Raw genomic sequence first — 21,336 nt, forward strand, 5'->3', positions numbered from 1 at the left:
GTATTTGCTTGGTTAACAGCTTCGTGCGGCTTTTGTTAATTACTTTGCTCCGTAAAATTTTCATGCTTAGGATGAATTCCTGCCGGATTGATGTGATGGTCATTCGGCAGTTTATAAATGTAATAAAAAGGATGCTCAACATGAAATATGCACAAATCTTACTTGCAACAACGCTTACTGCAGCCGCAGCTACCAGTTTTGCAGCAAACAATACCACTGACACGAAGACCACTGAGGAACAGAAAGTCACTGTAACAACTCAGGAACTTCCTGCAACGAATAACCCAAATCCGAATGTAACCACGGCTGGACCTGCTGACCAGCCTGCTGCGTCTGAAGCTGCTACAGAAGACAAAGATGGTAAAAAAACGACTAAGTCGACATCGACTCGTTAATCAGGTTTAAAGCAACATCTTGTGCAGTAAATCTCCAGTAGGTTCGACCTATGCTGCGGGATATAGACCGAGGCTGAATCATGCAACTGCGTGATTCAGCTTTTTTATACGTTATAGGCTATTCACTATAGCTAGAAATAATCATAGGATTCATTCATCTTATGAATAAATTTAAATATTATTATTTATTATCAATAATTTATTAAAATTAAAATCTTTTCAACCAAATCTTTTTGATAGACATAACCTACTATGGACTAGCTTGTTTAGCGCTATTGATTGTTCCTTAATAGTCTCAATCCTGAATTGATTGAATGGACATTCGCGATGAGCAATACAAATTACACCACTGAAGTGGCGATTTTGGGGGCTGGCCCAGTAGGCTTAACGATTGAACTACCTGAGCAAACAGGGTGTTCAAGTCACTGTGGTTGAACAGCTGGATAGCCTGATCGATTATCCGCGTGCCATCGGCATTGATGATGAATCCTTGCGTACCATTCAATCTTTGGGACTGGTTGATCAGGTCTTGCCGCATACTACCCCTAACCATGCCATGCGCTTCCTGACACCCAAAGGCCGTTGCTTCGCAGACATTCAGCCACTGACTCGTGAATTTGGTTTCTCCCGCCGTAATGCTTTCATTCAACCTCAAATAGATAATGTTCTGCTGCAAGGCCTCAAACAATATAAAAAACTGAAGTACTTTTCTCCCGTCACCTGACACATTTCAGCCAGGATGCTGAGGGTGTAACTTTAAATGTTCAGACTAAAAATGACAGCTTAGAAACTATTCGTGCGCAATACCTGATTGCTTGTGATGGTGGTAACTCTTATGTACGTCGTACCCTCAATATTCCATTTGAAGGTGAAACTGCACCGAACCAGTGGATCGTGATTGATATCGATAATGACCCATTGGCAACCCCACATATTTATCTATGCTGTGACCCCGTACGTCCTTACGTATCGGCTGCCTTGTCGCATGGCATTCGCCGCTTCGAATTCATGGTCATGTCAGGCGAAACTCAGGAAGAACTCAGCAAACCGTAAAATATTGCCAAACTGTTGTCTAAAGTTTTACCAAATACCAGCGGTATTGAAGTGATTCGTCAACGTGTGTATAACCACAATGCACGTATTGCGGACAAATTCCGTGCCGACCGTATTCTGCTTGCCGGTGATGCTGCGCACATCATGCCTGTATGGCAAGGTCAAGGTTATAACAGCGGTATGCGTGATGCCTTTAACCTGGCCTGGAAAGTAGCACTAGTGGTACAAGGCAAAGCAGGTCCAGACTTGCTGGACTCTTACCAGGTAGAACGTAAAGACCATGCCAAAGCGATGATCGATCTTTCAGTCATGGCAGGGCACGTGCTTGCGCCACCGAAAAAATGGCAAGGTTTTGTGCGTGACGGTATTGCCTATGCATTGAACTATATTAAGCCAATCAAACAGTACCTGCTGGAAATGCGCTTTAAACCAATGCCGAAATATCATGATGGTGCGTTACTGGCAAATACTCACAAAGACTCTCCAGTTGGCAAAATGTTCATTCAGCCACAGGTCAAACTGGAATCTGGTGAAACAGCATTACTGGATGAAGTCATTGGTAATGACTTTGCCATCATTGCCTGGGGTGTAGATCCGAAATGGGGCTTAAGCAAGGAATCAATGCAGCAATGGAAAAAACTTGGCGTGAAGTTCATTCAGGTCATTCCTGCGGTTCAGCTGTCTAATCAACAGCGTAAGCAATATGAAGATGTTATTACCATTGGTGATATCGGCACTGAATCCGTACATGGTTTGGCAAGACCCAAGATTCTATCGTCATCCTGCGTCCAGACCGCTTCGTAGCAGCTCTTGCCATTCCTCAATCTATGGAAAGCACAAGCAAGGCGCTGTTCAACAAGCTCCATGTTAAATAATAATTGACCTGACTTAAAAAACCACGCTACGGCGTGGTTTCCTATTTATAGATGAACATAAAAGCTAAGTCCATTATTGCTCAAACCATGAAATATCTTTGAGAGAACCAAGACGTGCCATCTGCTGGAGAAAAGGTTTGAATTCTTCTAAAGGCGGTAAAATTTCGGTACTAATTGCGAAGATCAGACAATAGGCTACATATAGATCTGCAGCAGAAACTTTTTCACCTAAAAGATAAGGCTTGGCCTGCGACAAGCCCTGATTAAGAAAATCAAATACCGCGGCTTCGTTACCAAAACTTAAACTGGTTCGAACCTTTTCAATCTGTTCTTGAGATACTTGTAAATTTTTTACATCGATATATTCAGTCAGTGGCCCATGACAGAAGAAAATCCATTTTAAATAAGCACCACGTTTGGGATCATCTAAAGCGGGCGCCAACCCTTTGTCCTGATATTTATCTGCCAGATAGATAATGATAGCGGCCATTTCTGAGATCACGATGCCTTGATCAACCAGACACGGGACTTTGCCCATCGGATTGATCTGAAGATATTCAGGTTGATGCATATCTTTATAGGGAACTTCCACCTGCTCAAGCTGGTCTTCGATCTGTAGTTCTTTAAGGATGGGCAGCAAGGTCATGCCGCGTGACCGAGGGTTGTTACAGAGCTTCATCATTCTGCTTCAACCGATTTCTTATTTTTTGAATTTTAGTATAAAGCGATTTTCCTCTGCGATTAAAAAGCATGTGCTACAGATCATTTCTGTAGCACATTTCATTTATGGAAGATCAATAATTTACTTAAAAAGGTCTACACAAAACTTTTCTTTGAGCACTTTCAGAATCAGCTCAATCGCAGGATGCTGGTTATTTTTAGGGTAACTGACATAGAGAGTAATCATCGGTAAAGGTTCCAGCGTTTTCTTCACCACAATATTATCGCCGAGTAAAGGAATCACATAAGCGGGTACCAGACTCCAGCCAACCCCCATGCCCTCACCCTTACGAGATTCCGGAATAAACTCATTCGCGACAGGGACGGTGACCGTCGTTAGGATGCTGAACCAGATCCCATGTAAGAAACGTACTGCCAATAATGACCACATGCTGTCGACTAGCAGATAACTAAAGGCAAACAAGGCAAAAATAACTCCGGCTCCGCGCATTGCCAATTTCTTGCCGAGTTTCTCAATGCTCATGCCTGAAAAAGGTCGAACGGCAATTGATGACACTAAGAACAGGGTCAAAGCCAAACCTGCTTCTTTGACTGATCCGCCCAGATCTTTCATGATATAAACTGGCAGAATGGTCAGTAAGGCAAAGTAATAGATAAACAGGAACAGATTGTTCAATAAACACAGAACAAAGGAGCGATTCCATAAGCGCTCAGGACTAGCAGACATAACACGCAACTTTTAAAATAAATTTAAGAATTGACTAAACTCAGGGAGAAATCAAAGCTGGGCTTAAGGCCATATCTACCAGATTCTGGATATATTGATCATCCGGCATGCGGTTGAAGAAAATGATCTGGTAATGAATCGGCCCATATAAAGTGTCCAGCATCAGATCAAAAGGATAATCCGCACGTAATTCTCCACGTTGAATGGCCTGTTGAATCAATTGATGGGTTTGTTTTCGTCGTGGTAATAGATATTGCTGAAAAAAGTCTGCAGCCAGCTCCCGATGATTGGCCATAACGACCAGCAAAGCACGGCCTACCGGATGATTAAGCGCTTGAACTAGCAAAGTTAGCTGTTGAACCAGATTACTACGCAGGCTCTGTGAAGCATCCAGTTCAAATACCCCTGCTGTACGCTGCTTGAAAGCATCCAGTACCAGTTCAGATTTATGTTTCCACCAGCGGTAAATCGTAGATTTGCCAACCCCTGCCCGTGCAGCCACATCTTCTATTGTTAGCTGATGATATTCACCTTCTGCTAGTGCATCCGAAACTGCTTGCAGAATACTGTGCTGACGCCGTGAACATTTTTCTTCTTCACTCATGCTTAAAACCAAAAAACGAAACGATACGTATCGTTTCATATTGGATTAAAAAAGAAGCTTAAACCAAAGTTGAATGATTTTTTAGGCAAAAAAAAGGCCTCACATTGAAGGCCTCTTTAATAAACGAATTAAGTTTAGTACTTAACTATGCGCTGATTTTTTATAGATGCTGCATGAAGGATGATGGTTTTCCTGCAGACGGGCAACTTTACGTTGTTCAGCCGCTTCAAAACGGCAACGTTTCCAGTCATTGTCCAGATTCAGCGGTGGAATCTGTTTAGGCTTACCATTTTCATCAACAGCGACCATCGTGAAGTAGCAACTATTGGTATGGCGTACAGTACGTTTCTGAATATTTTGTGCTTCTACACGAATACCGATTTCCATTGAAGTACGACCTACATGGTTCACACTTGCCAGGAAAGTCACCAGCTCACCGACATGAATTGGTTCTTTGAAATTTACTTTGTCTACAGACAAGGTTACGACATAACTACCCGAATAGCGACTCGCACAAGCATAAGCAACCTGATCCAATAATTTCAGAATTGTTCCACCATGTACATTTCCTGAAAAGTTCGCCATATCTGGCGTCATAAGGACCGACATCGTTAACTCTGACTGGTCATCCGATGCTGTTGCAATTTGATCTAAAGGGGCCATCGTTTTCTCTGAACTCTTTGAATGACAATGATATAGACCATTATTATAGCGTTTTTGGTCTAAATAAAATGTTCAATTCGGCAAATAAACATCATAATTCTTGATATGAAATTTTTCTCCATACAAAAAAAAAGATATTCCTCTGAAGATCCATAAAAATCATCAGAAAGTTATTTTCAGTAACTATAAAATAAACAGGAATTTATCTAGTAAATTATTTTCTTGAATCAATGCACTGCAATTAAGAGATTATTTATTAAGCATGCAGAACTCGATTTAAGAGAACTGCATGCATTAACAAAAAATAATCTCGAATTAAGCAGGCACCTGTCTCAACATTTCTCGCGCCACATTTTCATAACTTAAAGTCTGCTGGCCATGCAATATAGTTTCAACGGTAAAAGAACCATCGGGATGAACTTTAGTTACAGTAAAAATTGTATTTTCAAACTGAGCTAATGTGACTTGCTGGCCAATTTCGATGTGATTCATATGGCTTTTACATTTATTAATCTATCAATTTTTATTCTGTCATGATCTTCTAAGCTTTTGAACAGTTGTTTAACTTAAGTCTGTGAATAATTTTGTTAAAATCAAAAAAATAGCCTTAAAATATATTTATAAAATCACTATATTTTTATAATTCAAATATTTATTTCCAATTGAAACTCGGGCTTTAAGTGACTTTCAATAGGTAGAAAACATCAGCTCATCTCTAAAAACGATGAGCAAAAATGAGCCGCTTTTCATCTACATGAGAAAAGAGGTAAATATTTTTATACATCTTTATGAAAAATAAATATTTTATTAAAAATCTTAGAGCAAACTATTGTTGCTGAGCCAAGAGCAATGGAATCTGATGACCCTGACTGTAATTATGCTTCTGATAGGCCTGAGCAATCTCTGGTAGCTTGAGTTTAGCTGCCTCGATGCCAGCGTCCATGGTCAGCTCCCTGCCACGCACATCAAAAATATGACCTTTTTCGCGTAAGTCTGGCTGAATCACTACATCGGCATATTGCAGTTCCTCAGAAGCTAAACGTTGCTGCATGATATTGATGTTCTGGTTGAATAGACCCCAGACATTAGTGGTTTCAGTATGGATTGGCTGCGCCAAAATATCGACAGCAATCACAATATCAGCGCCCAGCTCACGAGCTACTTTAACTGGCACTGGACTGACTAACCCTCCATCCACATATTCTTTTTTCTGGATGACAGTCGGAATAAACATGCTTGGAATAGAAACGGATGCACGTACTGCTTGACCGGTATTACCATAATTGAAGACTACCCGCTTGCCCTCTTTCAAGGCTGTGGCTACCACAAACATCGGGATTTTCATGGCTTGCAAAGGCGTTTGATCCACTTGCAAATTCACATAATTTTCGACTTTTTTGCCATCAAAAAAACCTTTAGGGTCCAGCTTGATGTCGCGGACGTCAGTCGCTTTCATGCTTAACGCAATATTACGCAGTTCAATCGCCGGTTTACCACTGGCATAAATGGAACCTACGATACTGCCGGCACTGGTTCCCACAATAAAGTCAGGTTGTATGCCTGCCTGCTCCAACACTTCAATTGCACCGATATGCGCATAGCCACGCGCACCGCCACTGCCAAGAACAAGTGCAATCACCGGACGGTTTTCTGTTTGCTTGATCTTGTGGAAATTGATCTGGTTTGGGCGTGCTTGGGCTTCTGCTATTGAACTGGCAGATTTAATATGACTAGAGTTAGGTTGATTTAAACCGGATGTCGTTTGGCAGCCACTCAGGCCTATCATTGTCATCGCCAATATACTCAGTACATATTTCTGCATGCAGAGCACGTCCTCATTTTGTTAAAGCAGCATAGTGTATAAACACATGCTTAAATAATCTGTAGAATTTCGTAAAACTGTCATACAGTTGCACTAATGTCTTTCAATTTTCAGCCACTGTATGAATACACCTTCAATGTACCGGATCTTTCTCACTTTCCTGCAACTGGGCTGTATGGCATTCGGTGGACCGGCAGCGCATCTGGTGTTTTTTCACCGTAAATTTGTCGACCAGTTACAGTGGTTAAATACGACACAATATGGCCAGCTGATTGCATTAGCGCAGCTTTTGCCCGGCCCCAGCAGCAGTCAGGTAGGCCTTTCAATTGGCTATCTGCAGAGGGGTTATGCTGGGGCATTCGTGGCTTGGCTTGGATTTACCCTGCCTTCAGCGCTTTTGATGAGCTTGATCGCAGTACTCGGTCAGCACTATTTCCATATTCTAAACTCAAACAGCTTTCATAGCATTCAATTGATCGTTTTTTCTGTAATCGTCTGGGCATTCTGGCAAATGCTTAACAGTTTCTGCAAGAGCATCTGGCAGTATGTACTGGTCTTGATTTCAGTCCTGATCCTGAGCTTCATTAGTATCAGTTTGAATCAGCTATTAGTCATTATTTTAGGGGCAGTTTTTGGCCTTGTAATGGCAAAATTTTCTAATTCTCCTCAGGAAAATAAGCCTGCTTCAAATTCATCTATCATTCACTCAAGCTATATTCGGCCACGTCACTCACCTTACTGGTTCATCGCATTTATACTGCCCTTTTTCCTGATTCCTATACTAGTCAAATCTGGTTCTTGGCCTGAACTCGCTTTTTTTGCTGATTTTTATCAAACTGGCTCATTGGTTTTTGGTGGTGGACATGTGATTCTGCCTTTGCTGCATCAGGACTTTGTGACGACCAATTTACTTTCGCCCCAATCTTTCGATCTAGGTTATGCATTTGCTCAATTGATGCCGGGTCCATTGTTTAGTTTTGCCAGCTATGTCGGTGCTCTGTTGCCTTGGACAGGCTCACCCTGGATTAATGCACTGTTAGCAACCTGCGCTATTTTCCTGCCTTCATTTTTTCTGATTTTTGCTACTTTGCCTTATTGGTCATGGTTAATGCAGCGAGGTATTATTTTTCAGGCAGTGAGCGGGATTAATGCGGCAGTCGTCGGACTGCTTTTATATTTGCTGATTGATCTCTCTCAGGCATATTTTCGTTCCTGGTCTGATCTGGTTTTTGTCATCGTGATGATTTTACTGTTACGCTCGAAATTACCAGTCTGGTTCAGCCTGATTGCTGGCTTTATCCTATATCAAAGCTATCTTAATTTTGTGTCATTCTAATAATTTAAGCTCATAAAAAAGCCCCGAACCAGTCGGGGCTTTTTGCTCAAGTCTTACCAGATATCTGATTTAACTTTATCTTTAAATTTCGGATGATCATCGAGTTTAAACTCTGGTTGCTCGATGCCACGTTTCAGCTGACCGGTATAGTCCTTGAGCAGCATCAAAATAAATGGCATCAGCAGCACAATCGCAATCAGGTTGATACTAGCCATGACACCCATGAACAGATCCGCCATATTCCAGATCAACGGCACACTGGCAATCGAGCCGAAATACACCATAAACAATACCAGCAATCGGAAAGTAAACATGACCTTACTGTTATTATTGATGAACTGAATATTTCCTTCTGCATAGGCATAGTTACCAATAATAGAAGAATAGGCGAACAGGAATAGGATCAAGGCCAGGAAGTCATCACCCCAAGCACCAATCTGGCTTTCAAGCGCCATCTGGGTCAAGGTTACACCTTCAAAACCGGCATTTTCATATAGGCCAGAGACTAAAATAATGATAGCGGTACATGAACATACGACGAAGGTATCTACAAATACGCCAAGCATTTGAACCAGACCCTGATTCACCGGATGTTTCACGTCAGAGGCAGCTGCCGCATTCGGTGCTGAACCCATCCCCGCTTCGTTCGAGAATAAACCGCGCTTAATCCCCATCATCATGGCCATCGAGATCATGGCACCGAAGAAACCGCCAGCCGCTGCTTCAAACTCAAATGCTTTGCTAAAGATCAGCTGGAAAATAGACGGCAACATATCGTAATTGATGACGGCGATATATAAAGCAACAGCCAGGTAAAGAACTGCCATGAAAGGCACTACCCCTTCAGCAACTTTGGCAATCCGCTTGATCCCGCCAAAAATAATCATGGCCGTAATCAAGACCAAGACCAGACCAATCCAGGAAATTTCCAGATCGAAGCCGCCTAATGGCAACATCAGATTGGTTTCATTCCAGCCCCAGGCATGTGAGGTTGCACCCGTAATGGCATTGGCCTGCACAGCATTAAACACAAAACCGTAGGTTGTAATCAGCGCAATGGCAAAGACAATTCCCAACCATTTCTGTTTAAGACCTTGAGTAATGTAATACGCTGGTCCACCGCGGAATTGCTGGTTCTTGTTATCCCGGACTTTAAACAACTGTGCTAATGACGATTCTACAAAAGCAGAACTCATTCCCAGAAATGCAGTAAACCACATCCAGAACACTGCACCCGGACCACCGACAGCAATCGCAATAGCGACACCAGCAACATTACCCACACCAACCCGGCTAGCCAGACCTGTAACAAAAGCCTGAAACGGCGTAATACCATGATCGTCTTCGACCTTGCCACGACTACGTTTCATGACTTTCATACTGTGCCAGAACAAACGGATTTGTACGGCACCGGTCATGATCGTATACAAAATACCGACTGCGACCAGGAATACCACTAAAAAGTCCCAGAGTGGACCATTTAAGGCATTGACCCAGTCCAGTAAGGTTTCATTTAGCTGATCATTCATGTCATATCCTTATGAGCTTATGACTCATTATCAAGCCTAAAATTAGACGAAAAATTTCAAGATCATCTGGATGATCGTGGCATTAATCAAGTCAACGAAGAAAGCACCACATAATGGAACGATCAGGAAGGCTTTATGCGAAGCGCCATACATATTGGTAATCGCCTGCATATTGGCGACAGCCGTTGGGGTTGCACCCATCCCGAAACCACAGTGACCTGCAGCCAATACTGCGGCATCGTAGTTTTTACCCATCACCCGGAAAGTCACAAATGCTGCATATAAAGCCATCGTGAGAGTTTGCGCACCTAGAATCACCATCAATGGTCCTGCCAGATCCGCCAGTTGCCATAATTTTAATGACAGTAGTGCCATGGCTAGATAAAGCGACAATGAAGCATTACCAAAAACATCAATTGCACGGTCGAAGATCTGGATTTTCAGGATGCCTTCCAGCACGTTACGCAGAATCACGCCGCCTGCCAGTGCCCATACAAATGTTGGCAGTTCAAATACTGTATCTTTACTGAAGCCAGTCATCAGCTCCGCAAATGCCAAACAGCCTGCAAACAAACCAAGTGTGGTAATGGCATTATCGGCGGTGATCAGACGAACACGATGTGGATATTCAAATTGCACATATTCATCTGTCGTGCTGTCCATTGGCGTGTTGTCACGTTTTTCGATTTGCTGATCGGTACGGGCCACAGCAAGATTATGACGGTTAATCAACAGTTTTGCCAAAGGCCCACCGATAATTCCCCCAATAATCAGACCAAAGGTCGCACTTGCCATACCGAGCGCCAAAGCACCTTGAATACCGTGCTCAACCTCAAGAATTTCACCCCAAGCGCCAGCAGTTCCATGTCCACCAGTCAGCGTAATCGAGCCGGCAATTAGACCGATCAGAGGGTCAATACCCAGTAAACTTGCCAAGCCCATGCCGACTGCATTTTGTAGTGCAATAAATGCCGAGATGGCAACCAGGAAGATCACCAGTCCGATCCCACCTTCACGTAATTTGGCGAAGTTCGCACTCAGACCGATTGACGCAAAGAAAATCAGCATAAAACTGGTTTGCAGTTCCGCGCTCGTGGTAATGCTATAGCCCCAGAACGAATGAACCAGCAGAGAGATAACCGCTGCAACCAGACCACCTGCAACAGGTTCAGGAATGTTGTAACGTTTTAAAAAATCGATTTTATCCACCAGAAACCGGCCCAGTAATAGAACAATTACTGCAGCGATCAGGGTATAAAATGCGTTAAAAGTAAAATCCATAATTTTTTTGTCCAAGATGGTTCTGAATTTTTGTCATTCTAAAAGTCGTGTTGCGATTCATTTTTACAGAAGAAAACCTTACATAACCCCATGTAATTGTCATCTTTTCCATTCATCTATCGCCTTTAGAATCAACAAAGCATTCCGCATCTGTTTCAAACTTATGAATATCATCGTGATGATCATATTCAGTGAGAGATTTATAAAAGCGAAAAACGGCCTTTTGCTGATTGCATAAGCTACGCCAGATGCGTAAATTCATCTCAGCGTGCAACTTATAGCGATAACATCCAACCTATATTTTTTACTTCTCAACCAGCATGAATTGCTGCATGAGTGCTTTTAACCTTACTGAGTTCATCAAGTCATTTGCAATAAGATATTTCAAATAGAGCTTGACCATGCAATCTTCATTATTTCCTCAAAATGCATGTATTCAACTGAAAAGTCGCACATTATGCTGTTTCTTTGTATAAAGTTTTATTGTTTTTTATTAACTATAGTTAGCAAATATATAAAAAATAAGTATAACTTATTATTTTTTATAGTTTACTACCCCTAAATTTTAATCGAAATAAAATATTAATTGAATCTAAAAATGGATATTTAATTTTATTTTTAAGATTGAATTTTAATCATTCTATTTTGCTCTTAACTTTCTGTATAGTTAGAGTCATCGATGTTAATTGCTCAAGATATCAGCATCTAAAATATCGGTTGCATGTTTAAAAGCAATTTTGTTTAAACATTCAATAAATTTCTTAAGCTATTTATATAACTCCTATATCTCCTAAGTGCATTCTCATTCATGTGATTTTTATTAATCATCACAATTCACTGTGAAACTAAAATTCCCCCTGCCCGACAGGGTTTGTTTGGTTTATAGTCAGTTCACTATCATTAAGGATATGAGATTGGAAATTAGAATGGATCAAAACCTCGTTCATGCTGTAGATCAAACCATTACTTCCCGGCATTCGGTTCGTGCTTTTCTGGATACGCCGGTCAGTACCGACATGCTCAAAGACATTTTGACTGTGGCCAGCCGCGCCCCTTCAGGGACCAATACCCAACCATGGAAAGTGTATGTGCTGACGGGAAAAAAACGTGAGGAGCTGGTACAGCGTGTCTGTCAGGCGCAAATGGAGCTTTATCAAAATCCAGCACTGGCCGCGCAATATAAAGAAACCTTTGCCTATTATCCCGAGCAATGGTTCTCTCCTTATATCGACCGACGTCGTGAAAATGGCTGGAGCTTATATGGTTTGCTGAATATCCAGAAAGGCGAAAAAGAGAAAATGGCACGCCAGAACCTGCGTAATTTTGAATTATTTGATGCACCAGTGGGGCTATTCTTCACCTTACATAAAGATTTAGGCATAGGTTCAAAAATGGATATTTCCATGATGATTCAAAACGTGATGCTGGCTGCCAAGGCGCGTGGTCTGGATACCTGTCCGCAGGCTGCCTGGAATCATTTTCATAGCATCGTGCTGGATGTATTGGGCGCAGGTGAAGATGAAGAGCTGGTCTGTGGCATGTCACTGGGCTATGCAGATCCAGACCATATCGTAAATACCTTTATTACCCCACGTGTTCCGGTAGAGGAATTTGCCGTTTTTGTAGAAGAATAAAATTAGATAAGCCATGATCCAAGCATCAACTTTGAGCTGCTTGGATCATCTGACAGAGATATAGAGTTCTTGCAGCTCCTTATCTCTGCTTAACTCTAGGCAGTTCTAATTTCAATACAGATCTAAAGGCTATAACCACAAAGATCGCCATTACCAAGGCCATATTGAATAAAGCATCCCACAGCATAAAGTTCAGTAAAACTCCGCCCAACAAACCGCAGGCAAATTGCATACTACCCATAATCGCACTGGCGGTTCCGGCACGTGCGCCCTGCTCTGCCATGGCCAGCGCCATCGCATTCGGTCCCACAAAACCAATTGAGGCTACAACAACAAATAAGGCCACCATGACCAGGACAACAGATTCAATGTTCAGATAGCCTAAAACCAGTAAAGCTAGGACACCGATTCCCTGTAAAGAGGCACCTAGTTTTAAGCGACTTAAGACTGAAAGATATTGGGCCAGATGCTTATTCATGGTCGAGAACAGCATGATTCCCACAGCATTCCCCCCGAAAGCATAAGCAAACTGCTGTTCAGTGAGATGATAATGATCCATCAGAATGGCTGAAGAAGCGCTGATATAGCAGAACATCACCGCCCCAGAAAAACAACCCACCAGCATTGGTCGTCTGAAACTCTCATCCTGAAAAATGGTTCGGTATAAACTCAATACCTGCTGCAAATTCAGTTTAAGACGGCGTTCCGGAGGCAAGGTTTCCTGAAAGAAAAAATGCACACAGACCACACTAAACAAACCACAGCCCATCAGCACCAAGAAAATAATATTCCACTCAAAGAACATCAGTACCCATGCGCCGAGACTTGGCGCAATAATCGGTGCAATGGTCGTTACAATCATCATGCTGGCAAAGGCCTGTGCAGCCGCCTGCATATCCAGCCGATCACGAATGGTTGCTCGGGCAATCACGACACCTACACATCCCCCTAAGGCTTGTAATACCCGTGCTGCAATCAGGCTCCATTCATTCTGTGCAAACATACACAACAGGCTTGCCAGAATATACAGGCACAATCCAAAATAAAGCGGTGGCTTACGTCCAATCCGGTCACTGATCGGGCCATATAGCAACTGCCCAACCGCCAGTCCAAGGAAATAAGCTGGCAGACTATTGGAAACCATCTGGGTGCTGACACCAAAATCCGCTGCCATTTCGGGCAAGGCAGAGAGATACATATCAATGGATAAAGAACCAAGTGCAGTCAGTGAAGCCAGCAAAATAATCCAGTACATGGTATAAGGCCGTGGTGCTGTCGAATTGGAGTTCATGTAATTAAAGATTTTAATGCGTAGTAGGCAGACAAATTAACATAGCGCATAGTATGATTTACATGGAAATTAAAAGTTATAAATATACTTTTTCTCATATGTATATTCAGCCTTGCAGCAAAGACTGCAAGAGAAAGGATCACCGTTGAAATCTTGGCTCAATCGTCTTAAGCACGCGACTTATAATACGACCCTGATGTATAACCTGCGTATGCTGATCGCTTTTGCAGGCACTGCCTTTGTTCCCTATTTCATGGGACAGCAGTTAATGACTATTCCACTCACCCTTGGGGTGGTGGCCGCAGGTTTAAGTGATATTGATGACCGCTTTTCCGTGCGTATCCTGAATCTGTTCTATACCTATTTAGGCTTCTTCATTACCGCAGTCACAGTCTATCTGTTATTTCCTTATCCGCTGCTGTTTGCTTCTGCCTTAATTGTCTCTTGTATTGTCCTGATTCTGCTCGGCTCGCTTGGTCGACGTTATGCCACGATTTCCTATGGCTGTCTGGTGATTTCTGTCTATTCCATGCTGGGGGTTGAACTATTTGATGGATGGTATCAGCAGGCAAGCTTGCTGCTGATTGGTGCGGTCTGGTATGGCTTTTTGTCGACATTGAGCTTCCTGCTGTTCCCTGCGCGACGTGCACAGGATAATCTGGCCAAATGCTATGCCTCACTGGGTGATTTCCTCTACGCCAAATCGAATCTGTTCGATGTCGATATGACGGCAAAAAGTTATCAGCAAAGTATGATCGAGCTATCACTGGAAAATGGCAAACTGATTTCAATTTTTAATGAAATGAAGACTGTCCTTTTGACCCGCCTGAAAGGTGACCGGGGTCAGAAAGATACTCGTCGTAGCCTGCAATATTATTTTGTGGCACAAGATATTCACGAGCGTGCCGATTCTGCGCATATTGATTATCAGAAACTGGCCAAAATTTTTGAACATAGCGACATTCTGTTCCGTTTTCAGCGCATCCTGTCGATTCAGGGTAAAGCCTGTAAAGACCTGAGTGAAAGCATTCAGCAACGTAAAACCTATAAACATAATAAACGCTTCAAACATGCCTTTGAAAACCTGAGATTGTCCCTAGAAAAATTGCGTACAGAACAGCAGTATGATCAGGTCTGGATCAATGCCCTATTTGCCTTATTCCAGAACCTGAAATCCATTGATGCGCAGTTACGCAATCTGGAAACTGAACGTAATATCAAATTTGATCGTGCTAAACATATTGAAAACCAGCTCAAAGATGACGACCTGAAAGGCTGGGAAGATATCAAGATTCGGGTCAAACAGCATCTGACACCTGAATCGGTGTTGTTCCGTCATGCCATTCGCCTGTCGATTGTGCTGCTGATCAGCTATATCTTTGTCCAGCTGACCGATATTCAGTATGGTTACTGGATTCTGCTTACAGCACTATTCGTCAGCCAGCCTAATTTTAATGCTACCAAGCGTCGCTTACGTTTACGTATCGTTGGAACATTGGCAGGTATTCTTTTAGGTTATGCCATTCTGTACTTCATTCCTTCCGTTGAAGGGCAATTATTACTGCTAATTTTGAGTGGGATTCTGTTCTTTGAATTACGCAGTAAACAGTATGCACAGGCCACTGCCTTTATTACCATTCTGGCCCTGATCAACTTTAATCTGGACGGCATGGGTTTTACCGCAGCTATCCCCCGTATGATTGATACTCTAATTGGCTGTGCGATTGCCTGGTTTGGCGTGAGCTTTATCTTCCCGGATTGGAAATTCCGTCGCTTGCCGCGCAGCATTAGCCGTAGCCTGCAGGCAGAATGTGACTACTTGAGTGAAGTGATTGAACAGTATAAGTCTGGACGAAATAATGGTCTGACCTACCGCGTGGTACGCCGTGCAGCTCATAATGCCGATGCTGAAGTGGCTTCACTGATCTCGACTTTGGCCACTGAACCTGACTTTGATCCAGTGCAAAAATCACAGGCTTTTGAGTTTCTGTGCCTGAATCATACTTTTATCAGTTATATTGCCGCGCTGGGTGCGCATCGTGAAAAAATTCAGGATCAAGATGTGCTGGACTTACTAGACCGAGCCCTAGAAAATATTCGTGGTGCCCTGCTCTATGATGAGGTCCCTGACCTAAGCACCCAGAATATGATCCAGAATATCCGTCAGCGTCTGTCACAACAGCAGGAAGAAGACCAGAAACCACTGATCATTTTGCAACAACTGTCTTTAATGTTTAGTATCTTGAAGCAATTGAGTCAGTTAAAGCAGAGTTTGAGTCATGAACGTGACGAACAGGCTACTGAATTGGCTTCATTATAATTTGGCTGATTTTGGAACAATATACTCACTGAATCAGCATAATTAATGCTAAACTTTTTACAGTTTTAAATCTGTTAATTTCATTATGACCGCGAAAAATTTATACGCTTATACCTTACAGCCTGTGAACTATGAAATTTCAGAAGCTGAGCAGCGTCATGCTCAGCTAATGATCTGGCGTAGTACCAATAAAATTGGTATGAAAGCTTGGCTGATCATGGGTGCTATTGTTGCCTTGTCTATTCTGGGAATTATCCTGATCAAGAACTACTCAACAGTTATCTGCTGGGTGGCGATTGTCTGTGTAGTACTGTATTACCTGATCCGTACTTTTGGTCTGGAATGGTATGTTAAACGCAAGATGAATGAATTTCCGGTACAGGAAATTAAAGGTATCCGTCTGGGCGTACAGCCACATGGTATCGTGATGCGCCAGAAAATGGGCATGCAGGAAGGTGTGGGTGCTATTGGCTGGAAAGACATCTATGAATGGTATAACACGCCGGAATTCATGCTGATCAATTTTAAAGTCAAAGGTCAGCAAGGTGCTTATATCCTGCCTAAACGTTTAGACAGTAAAAACTTCTCTTTCTCGACCATTCGCAAGCATCTGCAAGAAGAAGTGGGCGCGCCAAAAGAAATCTAAGACACATCCCGGTTTTGAAAGACCTCCTGTTTCGACATGGAGGTTTTTTTATGTCTATCTTTTATCCGACTCATCGACACAAATGATAATGAGAATAAATATTATCATCATAATCTATAATTTGTTCTAATTCTTCAGTTATAATTTGCCTACTTTTACACATACCACCATAAATCTGACCATCATGTTTAAAAAGACATTTTTCCAAATCCACTGGTTTCTGGGGATTACTGCAGGTTTGATTCTCTCGATTATGGGAGTCACGGGTGCTATTTATTCTTATGAGCCGCAAATCTTAAAATGGATGAATAGCGACAGTTATACTGTACAGGTTCAAGAGCAAGACAAGCTTAGCCCTGCCCAACTGTATCAACATTTCCAGACTCAAAACCCTGAAATGAAAATCAACAGTATTACCGTGGCACAGGATCCAAGTGCATCCAGTACGGTCAATATTGTAAAAGAGGGAGCACGTCGTGGTTATAACATGATGGTCAACCCCTACACGGCTGAAGTATTGCCTGAAATTAAAGGTCGTGAATTCTTCCAGTTTGTACAGCAACTACATCGTAATTTGACTGTAGGACCCGTCGGTAAACAGATTACCGGTGCCTGTGCCCTGATGCTGATTTTCTTTGTCTTGTCGGGTCTTTACCTACGCTGGCCAAAACGCCATTCAGTGAAGCAGTGGCTAGCTGTGAAGCCGCAACTGAAAGGTCGTAACTTTATCTGGGATCTGCACGCGGTTGTTGGAACCTGGGTCGTGATTTTTTACCTGATCCTGGCGTGTACCGGACTGTACTGGTCTTATGACTGGTGGCGCAATGGTATGTTCAAGGTGCTGGGTGTAGAACGTCCACAACCTGAAATGCAGCAAGGTCAAGGCGGCCGTGGTGGTGAAGAACAAGGTCGTAGTGCTGGCGAATCACGTGGTGAAGGTCAACGTGGTTCTCGTGGTGAAGGTGCAGGCGAACGCGGTCCACAAAGCGAAGGTCAGCGCGAAAATCGCGGTGAAGGTCGTGAGAAAGGTGTTGATGATACCGTTTTACTTACTGCATTGAACAAGAGCTGGGCAGGTTTCCAGAATGAATTCAATGACAAATATTCAACAGTTACTTTTAATATTCCTAAAAAAGCCGATGGTGAATTAAAACTCAGCTTTACCGATGTTGAAATTCAGCATGAGCGTGCCCGTAATAATGCTACTTATAACTATCAGGATGCAGCTTTTACATCGGTAGAAATGTATGAAGACAAAAAGCTGAATGAAAAGATCATGAGCAGTATGCTACCGGTGCACCGTGGCAGCTTCTTTGGTCCGATTTATCAGTTCTTTGCCATGGTCGCGTCACTGCTCATGCCACTTTTCTTTATAACCGGCTGGATGCTCTATCTGAAACGTCGCAAGCAGAAAAAACTTACTCTGGCTGCACGCCAAGGCACAACTGCCCTGCCTTTGGATCCAAATGCTAAGCCTTGGCTGATTACGTATGCCTCACAAACAGGTGTCTCTGAACAACTGGCATGGCGCACGGCCACTGCCTTACAGGAAGCACGTCAACCTGTCAGCGTTAAAGCAGTACAACAGTTAAGCCTTGCAGACCTGCAACAGGCAGAACAGGTTTTATTTGTAGCCAGTACTTATGGCACAGGTGAAGCGCCTGACCTGGCTTCATCTTTCGAAAAGAAAATTCTGTCTACCAAAGCAGATCTCAGCCATCTCAATTATGCAGTTTTGGCTCTAGGCTCCCAGGAATATCCTGATACCTATTGCAGCTTTGGTCATCGGATCGACCAGTGGTTACAGCAGAATGGTGCCAAGCAGCTCTTCAAGACCATCGAAGTGGATAATGCCAATAATGAGCATATCCAGCAATGGACCAATGCCCTTGCACATGTGACCCAGTTTGAGTTGCAGGATATGGGTATCGATAAAACCTTCGATCAATGGACTTTGAGCAAACGTGAATTGCTGAATCCAGATAGTCTGGGTGCGCCTGCGTTCAATATTGAACTGGTTCCACAGCATGAAGCTGTCTGGCAAGCAGGTGATATTGCCGAAATCCAACCAGGAAACAGCCCTGAACGTATCCGTGCATTTATGGAGAAATACCGTATTGCCGCGGGTACACAGGTACCTTCTCTGAAGCAAAGTATCGAACAGGCACTTTGGGATCGTGACCTAACTCAGGTTGATCCTTTTGATTCAGTAGATGAGCTATTACAGCAATTGCCGGCTCTGGCTACACGTGAATATTCAATCGCCAGTATTCCAAGTCAGCAAGTGTTACGTCTGGTCGTACGTCAGCAATCTGATGCGCAAGGTCAGTTAGGTTTAGGCTCAGGCTGGTTAACACAGCATACTGCCCTAAATTCACCGATTGCCCTGCGTATTCGCAAGAATGAATCTTTCCATCTGATTGCTGATAACCGCCCGATTATTTGTATTGGTAATGGTACGGGGATCGCAGGTTTGATGAGCTTGCTGAGTGTGCGTAACCGTCAGGACTATACTCAGAACTGGCTCATTTTTGGTGAACGTCAGCGTGCCCATGATTTCTTCTTTGAAGAAACCATTCAGGCCTGGCTGCAAATGGGTACATTAAAACGACTGGATCTTGCTTTCTCTCGTGACCAGCAGGAAAAAGTTTATGTGCATCATAAATTGCGTGAGCAAGCTGAAGAATTGAAACTCTGGGTCGCTCAAGGTGCCGTGATTTATGTATGTGGTAGCATTAATGGCATGGCCAGCGATGTCGATCAGGCTCTGATTGAAATTCTCGGTGAAAGCACAGTAGATCAATTACGTCTGGATGGTCGTTATCGTCGTGATGTATATTAAAACTAGCTGATCTACAAAAGACCGGGCTTCATGCCCGGTTGTTTATTAATAAGATAGAAGAAAAGATAAAAAGATAAATAAAAATATGAGTATTCGAATATCCAGCCCACTTAAACGAAATCTCAGCCTGATCTTTGGTTTGATCCTTGGCATAAACAGCCTCTGGTTAATGAGTCAGGGACAAAGACATTTCGGTGTTCTTTTGCCAATTTTCATTAGCATAGCATTGGTTCTGTATGTTTTACTCTTTTCAAACATTCAACGCTGGAAACAGCATTCCAGATTTAGAACCTGGTTCTGGAACAGCCTCTGGGCCGGATTTTTGCTCTGGATGATCAGTGTCGTGGTTTTCTTCGCTTATATCCAGATGTCTATTCATACAAACGAATCTACACAGTCTCCTGCCGCTATTCTGGTTTTAGGCAGCGGGATTTCGAATGGACAGCCGTCACCCATCTTAAAAAGCCGTCTGGATACTGCAGCAAAATATGCAGCATACTATCCAGATACTTTAATAATTATGACAGGTGGGCGTAATTATCGGGAAAGGCAAAGTGAAGCTGAAGTCATGCAGCACTATATCAACACTACCTATCCAGAACTCATCAACCTTATTCAACTTGAAGATCGAAGCAGAAGTACTGCTCAAAACATGATGTATTCTCAAGTGATATTGGAACAATACAATATAAGTCAAAATGATCCGATTGCGATTGCAACCAGTGATTTTCATAGCCCCCGTGCTCGTGCCATTGCCAGACACCAAGGTTATCAGCAAGTGATTAGTTTGAGTGCCAACACTCCTCTTTATCTGCGCTATAGCTCCTGGTTAAGAGAATATTTTGCCTTTTTGAGTGGTTGGCTTCTCAATGAATATTCACTATTTAAATAAGTGACTTAAACACTAAGTTAATTTAAACGGATATGCCTTGGTGAAGGGATCGCTGGATTTTTGAATAGTTCAGGTTTCTGTACATAGACCTGATATAGGTAATTTTTAAGATCCAGCAAAAGCTTTTCAGGCGCAACCAGAATATTTTGCCCTTCTGGTGTTAGATCCAGTGACACGATAGTACTTTCCTGACGTAAGAAAGGAATGACCTTTTCAACAAAATCTTTGAGGGTAATTTCCTGAACCTGGTAATTGGCCCAGTTATCTTTAATGAGTAGTCTGGCCAGACCTTTGCTTTGCCAGGTCGCGAAAGCACGCTGTCCTGTCGGCGTGGCACACAAAGCCCAACCCTCTTGGTAAAGTGCAAAAATGCCACCTTGGGTAACAATAGCTTCAATAAAATTTTTATAAACTTGTAGCGGATCGTAGGCGGTATTTTGCGATTTGATCGCTGCCTTGCGCTGATATGGATTTCTCATAGTCTGAAATCTTCAAATTATTATAGACTTCGAATTCTATGAAATATTCAGGATTTAGGCAAGAAAGATATGGTGGGCGCTGACGGGATCGAACCGCCGACATTCTGCTTGTAAGGCAGACGCTCTACCAACTGAGCTAAGCGCCCTGAAGAGTAAAAAATAACATCGTTATTTTTTATGATGCAAGACAAGCGAAGCGCGTAGTCTTGAATTTTGATTCACATTTTCCACATCAGGGAATGAAAAATGGCGCAGCGGACGGGACT

At 42.8% G+C, this 21,336-nt stretch carries 16 protein-coding genes, 1 tRNA gene and 3 pseudogenes; 8 read left to right on the forward strand and 12 right to left on the reverse strand.

Translation table 11 applies throughout. The features are described from left to right. Nucleotides 1-140 precede the first annotated feature (140 nt). Together B3J29_RS01165 and B3J29_RS01170 are read left to right on the forward strand one after the other, a co-directional pair. Nucleotides 141-395 (forward strand): hypothetical protein, encoded by a 255-nt coding sequence (locus tag B3J29_RS01165; RefSeq protein WP_034170131.1) that lies wholly within the window; start codon nucleotides 141-143, stop codon nucleotides 393-395. A 327-nt stretch (nucleotides 396-722) separates the two neighbouring features. Next, a pseudogene (locus tag B3J29_RS01170) lies at nucleotides 723-2,323 on the forward strand (bifunctional 3-(3-hydroxy-phenyl)propionate/3-hydroxycinnamic acid hydroxylase). Between the two features lie 73 nt (nucleotides 2,324-2,396). On the opposite strand, the gene B3J29_RS01175 reads toward B3J29_RS01170, so the two are convergent. The 7 genes and pseudogenes from B3J29_RS01175 to B3J29_RS01205 form a co-directional block, all read right to left on the reverse strand. Next, the gene (locus B3J29_RS01175; RefSeq protein WP_034170130.1) at nucleotides 2,397-3,002 is read right to left on the reverse strand and encodes a glutathione S-transferase family protein; all 606 of its coding nucleotides are present in this window, start codon (nucleotides 3,000-3,002) and stop codon (nucleotides 2,397-2,399) included. Nucleotides 3,003-3,125: 123 nt separating this feature from the next. After that, nucleotides 3,126-3,323, reverse strand: a pseudogene (locus B3J29_RS01180) (RpiR family transcriptional regulator); the annotation flags it as partial. Further along, nucleotides 3,315-3,731 (reverse strand): annotated as a pseudogene (locus B3J29_RS01185) (MFS transporter); the annotation flags it as partial. The pseudogenes B3J29_RS01185 and B3J29_RS01180, both read right to left, overlap by 9 nt. 40 nt (nucleotides 3,732-3,771) lie before the next feature. Next, nucleotides 3,772-4,335, reverse strand: a complete 564-nt coding sequence (locus B3J29_RS01190; RefSeq protein WP_034581092.1) for a TetR/AcrR family transcriptional regulator — start codon at nucleotides 4,333-4,335, stop codon at nucleotides 3,772-3,774. A gap of 141 nt (nucleotides 4,336-4,476) precedes the next feature. After that, nucleotides 4,477-4,998 carry an acyl-CoA thioesterase gene (locus tag B3J29_RS01195; RefSeq protein WP_004784949.1) on the reverse strand — a complete coding sequence of 174 codons (522 nt, stop codon included), beginning with the start codon at nucleotides 4,996-4,998 and terminating at the stop codon, nucleotides 4,477-4,479. Nucleotides 4,999-5,313: 315 nt separating this feature from the next. Beyond that, nucleotides 5,314-5,490, reverse strand: a complete 177-nt coding sequence (locus B3J29_RS01200) for a hypothetical protein (protein WP_162835329.1) — start codon at nucleotides 5,488-5,490, stop codon at nucleotides 5,314-5,316. A gap of 334 nt (nucleotides 5,491-5,824) precedes the next feature. After that, nucleotides 5,825-6,820, reverse strand: a complete 996-nt coding sequence (locus tag B3J29_RS01205) for a patatin-like phospholipase family protein (RefSeq protein WP_005236978.1) — start codon at nucleotides 6,818-6,820, stop codon at nucleotides 5,825-5,827. Nucleotides 6,821-6,941: 121 nt separating this feature from the next. On the opposite strand from B3J29_RS01205, the gene chrA reads away from it, so the two are divergent. Next, the gene (gene chrA, locus B3J29_RS01210) at nucleotides 6,942-8,156 is read left to right on the forward strand and encodes a chromate efflux transporter (protein WP_034170128.1); all 1,215 of its coding nucleotides are present in this window, start codon (nucleotides 6,942-6,944) and stop codon (nucleotides 8,154-8,156) included. Nucleotides 8,157-8,209: 53 nt separating this feature from the next. Here the strand turns inward: chrA and B3J29_RS01215 are convergent, their stop codons facing one another. Both B3J29_RS01215 and gltS read right to left on the reverse strand, forming a co-directional pair. Then, entirely contained in the window at nucleotides 8,210-9,685 is a 1,476-nt protein-coding gene (locus B3J29_RS01215; protein WP_175968021.1) for an alanine/glycine:cation symporter family protein, read from the reverse strand. Nucleotides 9,686-9,727: 42 nt separating this feature from the next. Then, nucleotides 9,728-10,966, reverse strand: coding sequence for a sodium/glutamate symporter (gltS, locus tag B3J29_RS01220; RefSeq protein ID WP_034170126.1), 1,239 nt, complete (start codon nucleotides 10,964-10,966; stop codon nucleotides 9,728-9,730). Between the two features lie 926 nt (nucleotides 10,967-11,892). Between gltS and B3J29_RS01225 the strand changes: the two genes are divergently transcribed. Beyond that, the gene (locus tag B3J29_RS01225) at nucleotides 11,893-12,600 is read left to right on the forward strand and encodes a nitroreductase (protein WP_175968023.1); all 708 of its coding nucleotides are present in this window, start codon (nucleotides 11,893-11,895) and stop codon (nucleotides 12,598-12,600) included. Nucleotides 12,601-12,679: 79 nt separating this feature from the next. On the opposite strand, the gene B3J29_RS01230 is transcribed toward B3J29_RS01225, so the two are convergent. Beyond that, nucleotides 12,680-13,891: a multidrug effflux MFS transporter gene (locus tag B3J29_RS01230; protein ID WP_175968024.1), complete on the reverse strand. Its 1,212-nt coding sequence runs from the start codon at nucleotides 13,889-13,891 to the stop codon at nucleotides 12,680-12,682. Nucleotides 13,892-14,036: 145 nt separating this feature from the next. Here B3J29_RS01230 and yccS point away from each other — a divergent pair, with 145 nt between their 5' ends. The 4 genes from yccS (at nucleotide 14,037) to B3J29_RS01250 (ending at nucleotide 20,591) form a co-directional block, all read left to right on the forward strand. Beyond that, the gene (gene yccS / locus B3J29_RS01235; protein ID WP_175968025.1) at nucleotides 14,037-16,211 is read left to right on the forward strand and encodes a YccS family putative transporter; all 2,175 of its coding nucleotides are present in this window, start codon (nucleotides 14,037-14,039) and stop codon (nucleotides 16,209-16,211) included. Nucleotides 16,212-16,296: 85 nt separating this feature from the next. Continuing rightward, nucleotides 16,297-16,857, forward strand: a complete 561-nt coding sequence (locus B3J29_RS01240) for a YcxB family protein (protein ID WP_034170122.1) — start codon at nucleotides 16,297-16,299, stop codon at nucleotides 16,855-16,857. A 184-nt stretch (nucleotides 16,858-17,041) separates the two neighbouring features. After that, nucleotides 17,042-19,699: a PepSY domain-containing protein gene (locus tag B3J29_RS01245; RefSeq protein ID WP_175968026.1), complete on the forward strand. Its 2,658-nt coding sequence runs from the start codon at nucleotides 17,042-17,044 to the stop codon at nucleotides 19,697-19,699. A gap of 97 nt (nucleotides 19,700-19,796) precedes the next feature. After that, complete coding sequence (locus tag B3J29_RS01250) at nucleotides 19,797-20,591, forward strand: YdcF family protein (protein WP_034170200.1); 795 nt, start codon at nucleotides 19,797-19,799, stop codon at nucleotides 20,589-20,591. A 17-nt stretch (nucleotides 20,592-20,608) separates the two neighbouring features. On the opposite strand, the gene B3J29_RS01255 is transcribed toward B3J29_RS01250, so the two are convergent. Together B3J29_RS01255 and B3J29_RS01260 are read right to left on the reverse strand one after the other, a co-directional pair. Next, nucleotides 20,609-21,070, reverse strand: a complete 462-nt coding sequence (locus tag B3J29_RS01255) for a DUF2750 domain-containing protein (protein ID WP_175968027.1) — start codon at nucleotides 21,068-21,070, stop codon at nucleotides 20,609-20,611. A gap of 70 nt (nucleotides 21,071-21,140) precedes the next feature. Next, nucleotides 21,141-21,216, reverse strand: a tRNA-Val gene (locus tag B3J29_RS01260). Nucleotides 21,217-21,336: the final 120 nt, after the last annotated feature.

Source organism: Acinetobacter sp. UBA5984 (assembly GCF_002429925.1).
Taxonomy (GTDB): domain Bacteria; phylum Pseudomonadota; class Gammaproteobacteria; order Pseudomonadales; family Moraxellaceae; genus Acinetobacter; species Acinetobacter variabilis.

What these genes read in the sequence shown, in the direction of transcription:
- B3J29_RS01165 (WP_034170131.1), top strand. Translation starts at nt 141, where the DNA reads ATGAAATATGCACAAATCTTACTTGCAACAACGCTTACTGCAGCCGCA.
- B3J29_RS01175 (WP_034170130.1), bottom strand. Translation starts at nt 3,002, where the DNA reads ATGAAGCTCTGTAACAACCCTCGGTCACGCGGCATGACCTTGCTGCCC.
- B3J29_RS01190 (WP_034581092.1), bottom strand. Translation starts at nt 4,335, where the DNA reads ATGAGTGAAGAAGAAAAATGTTCACGGCGTCAGCACAGTATTCTGCAA.
- B3J29_RS01195 (WP_004784949.1), bottom strand. Translation starts at nt 4,998, where the DNA reads ATGGCCCCTTTAGATCAAATTGCAACAGCATCGGATGACCAGTCAGAG.
- B3J29_RS01200 (WP_162835329.1), bottom strand. Translation starts at nt 5,490, where the DNA reads ATGAATCACATCGAAATTGGCCAGCAAGTCACATTAGCTCAGTTTGAA.
- B3J29_RS01205 (WP_005236978.1), bottom strand. Translation starts at nt 6,820, where the DNA reads ATGCAGAAATATGTACTGAGTATATTGGCGATGACAATGATAGGCCTG.
- chrA (WP_034170128.1), top strand. Translation starts at nt 6,942, where the DNA reads ATGAATACACCTTCAATGTACCGGATCTTTCTCACTTTCCTGCAACTG.
- B3J29_RS01215 (WP_175968021.1), bottom strand. Translation starts at nt 9,685, where the DNA reads ATGAATGATCAGCTAAATGAAACCTTACTGGACTGGGTCAATGCCTTA.
- gltS (WP_034170126.1), bottom strand. Translation starts at nt 10,966, where the DNA reads ATGGATTTTACTTTTAACGCATTTTATACCCTGATCGCTGCAGTAATT.
- B3J29_RS01225 (WP_175968023.1), top strand. Translation starts at nt 11,893, where the DNA reads ATGGATCAAAACCTCGTTCATGCTGTAGATCAAACCATTACTTCCCGG.
- B3J29_RS01230 (WP_175968024.1), bottom strand. Translation starts at nt 13,891, where the DNA reads ATGAACTCCAATTCGACAGCACCACGGCCTTATACCATGTACTGGATT.
- B3J29_RS01240 (WP_034170122.1), top strand. Translation starts at nt 16,297, where the DNA reads ATGACCGCGAAAAATTTATACGCTTATACCTTACAGCCTGTGAACTAT.
- B3J29_RS01245 (WP_175968026.1), top strand. Translation starts at nt 17,042, where the DNA reads ATGTTTAAAAAGACATTTTTCCAAATCCACTGGTTTCTGGGGATTACT.
- B3J29_RS01255 (WP_175968027.1), bottom strand. Translation starts at nt 21,070, where the DNA reads ATGAGAAATCCATATCAGCGCAAGGCAGCGATCAAATCGCAAAATACC.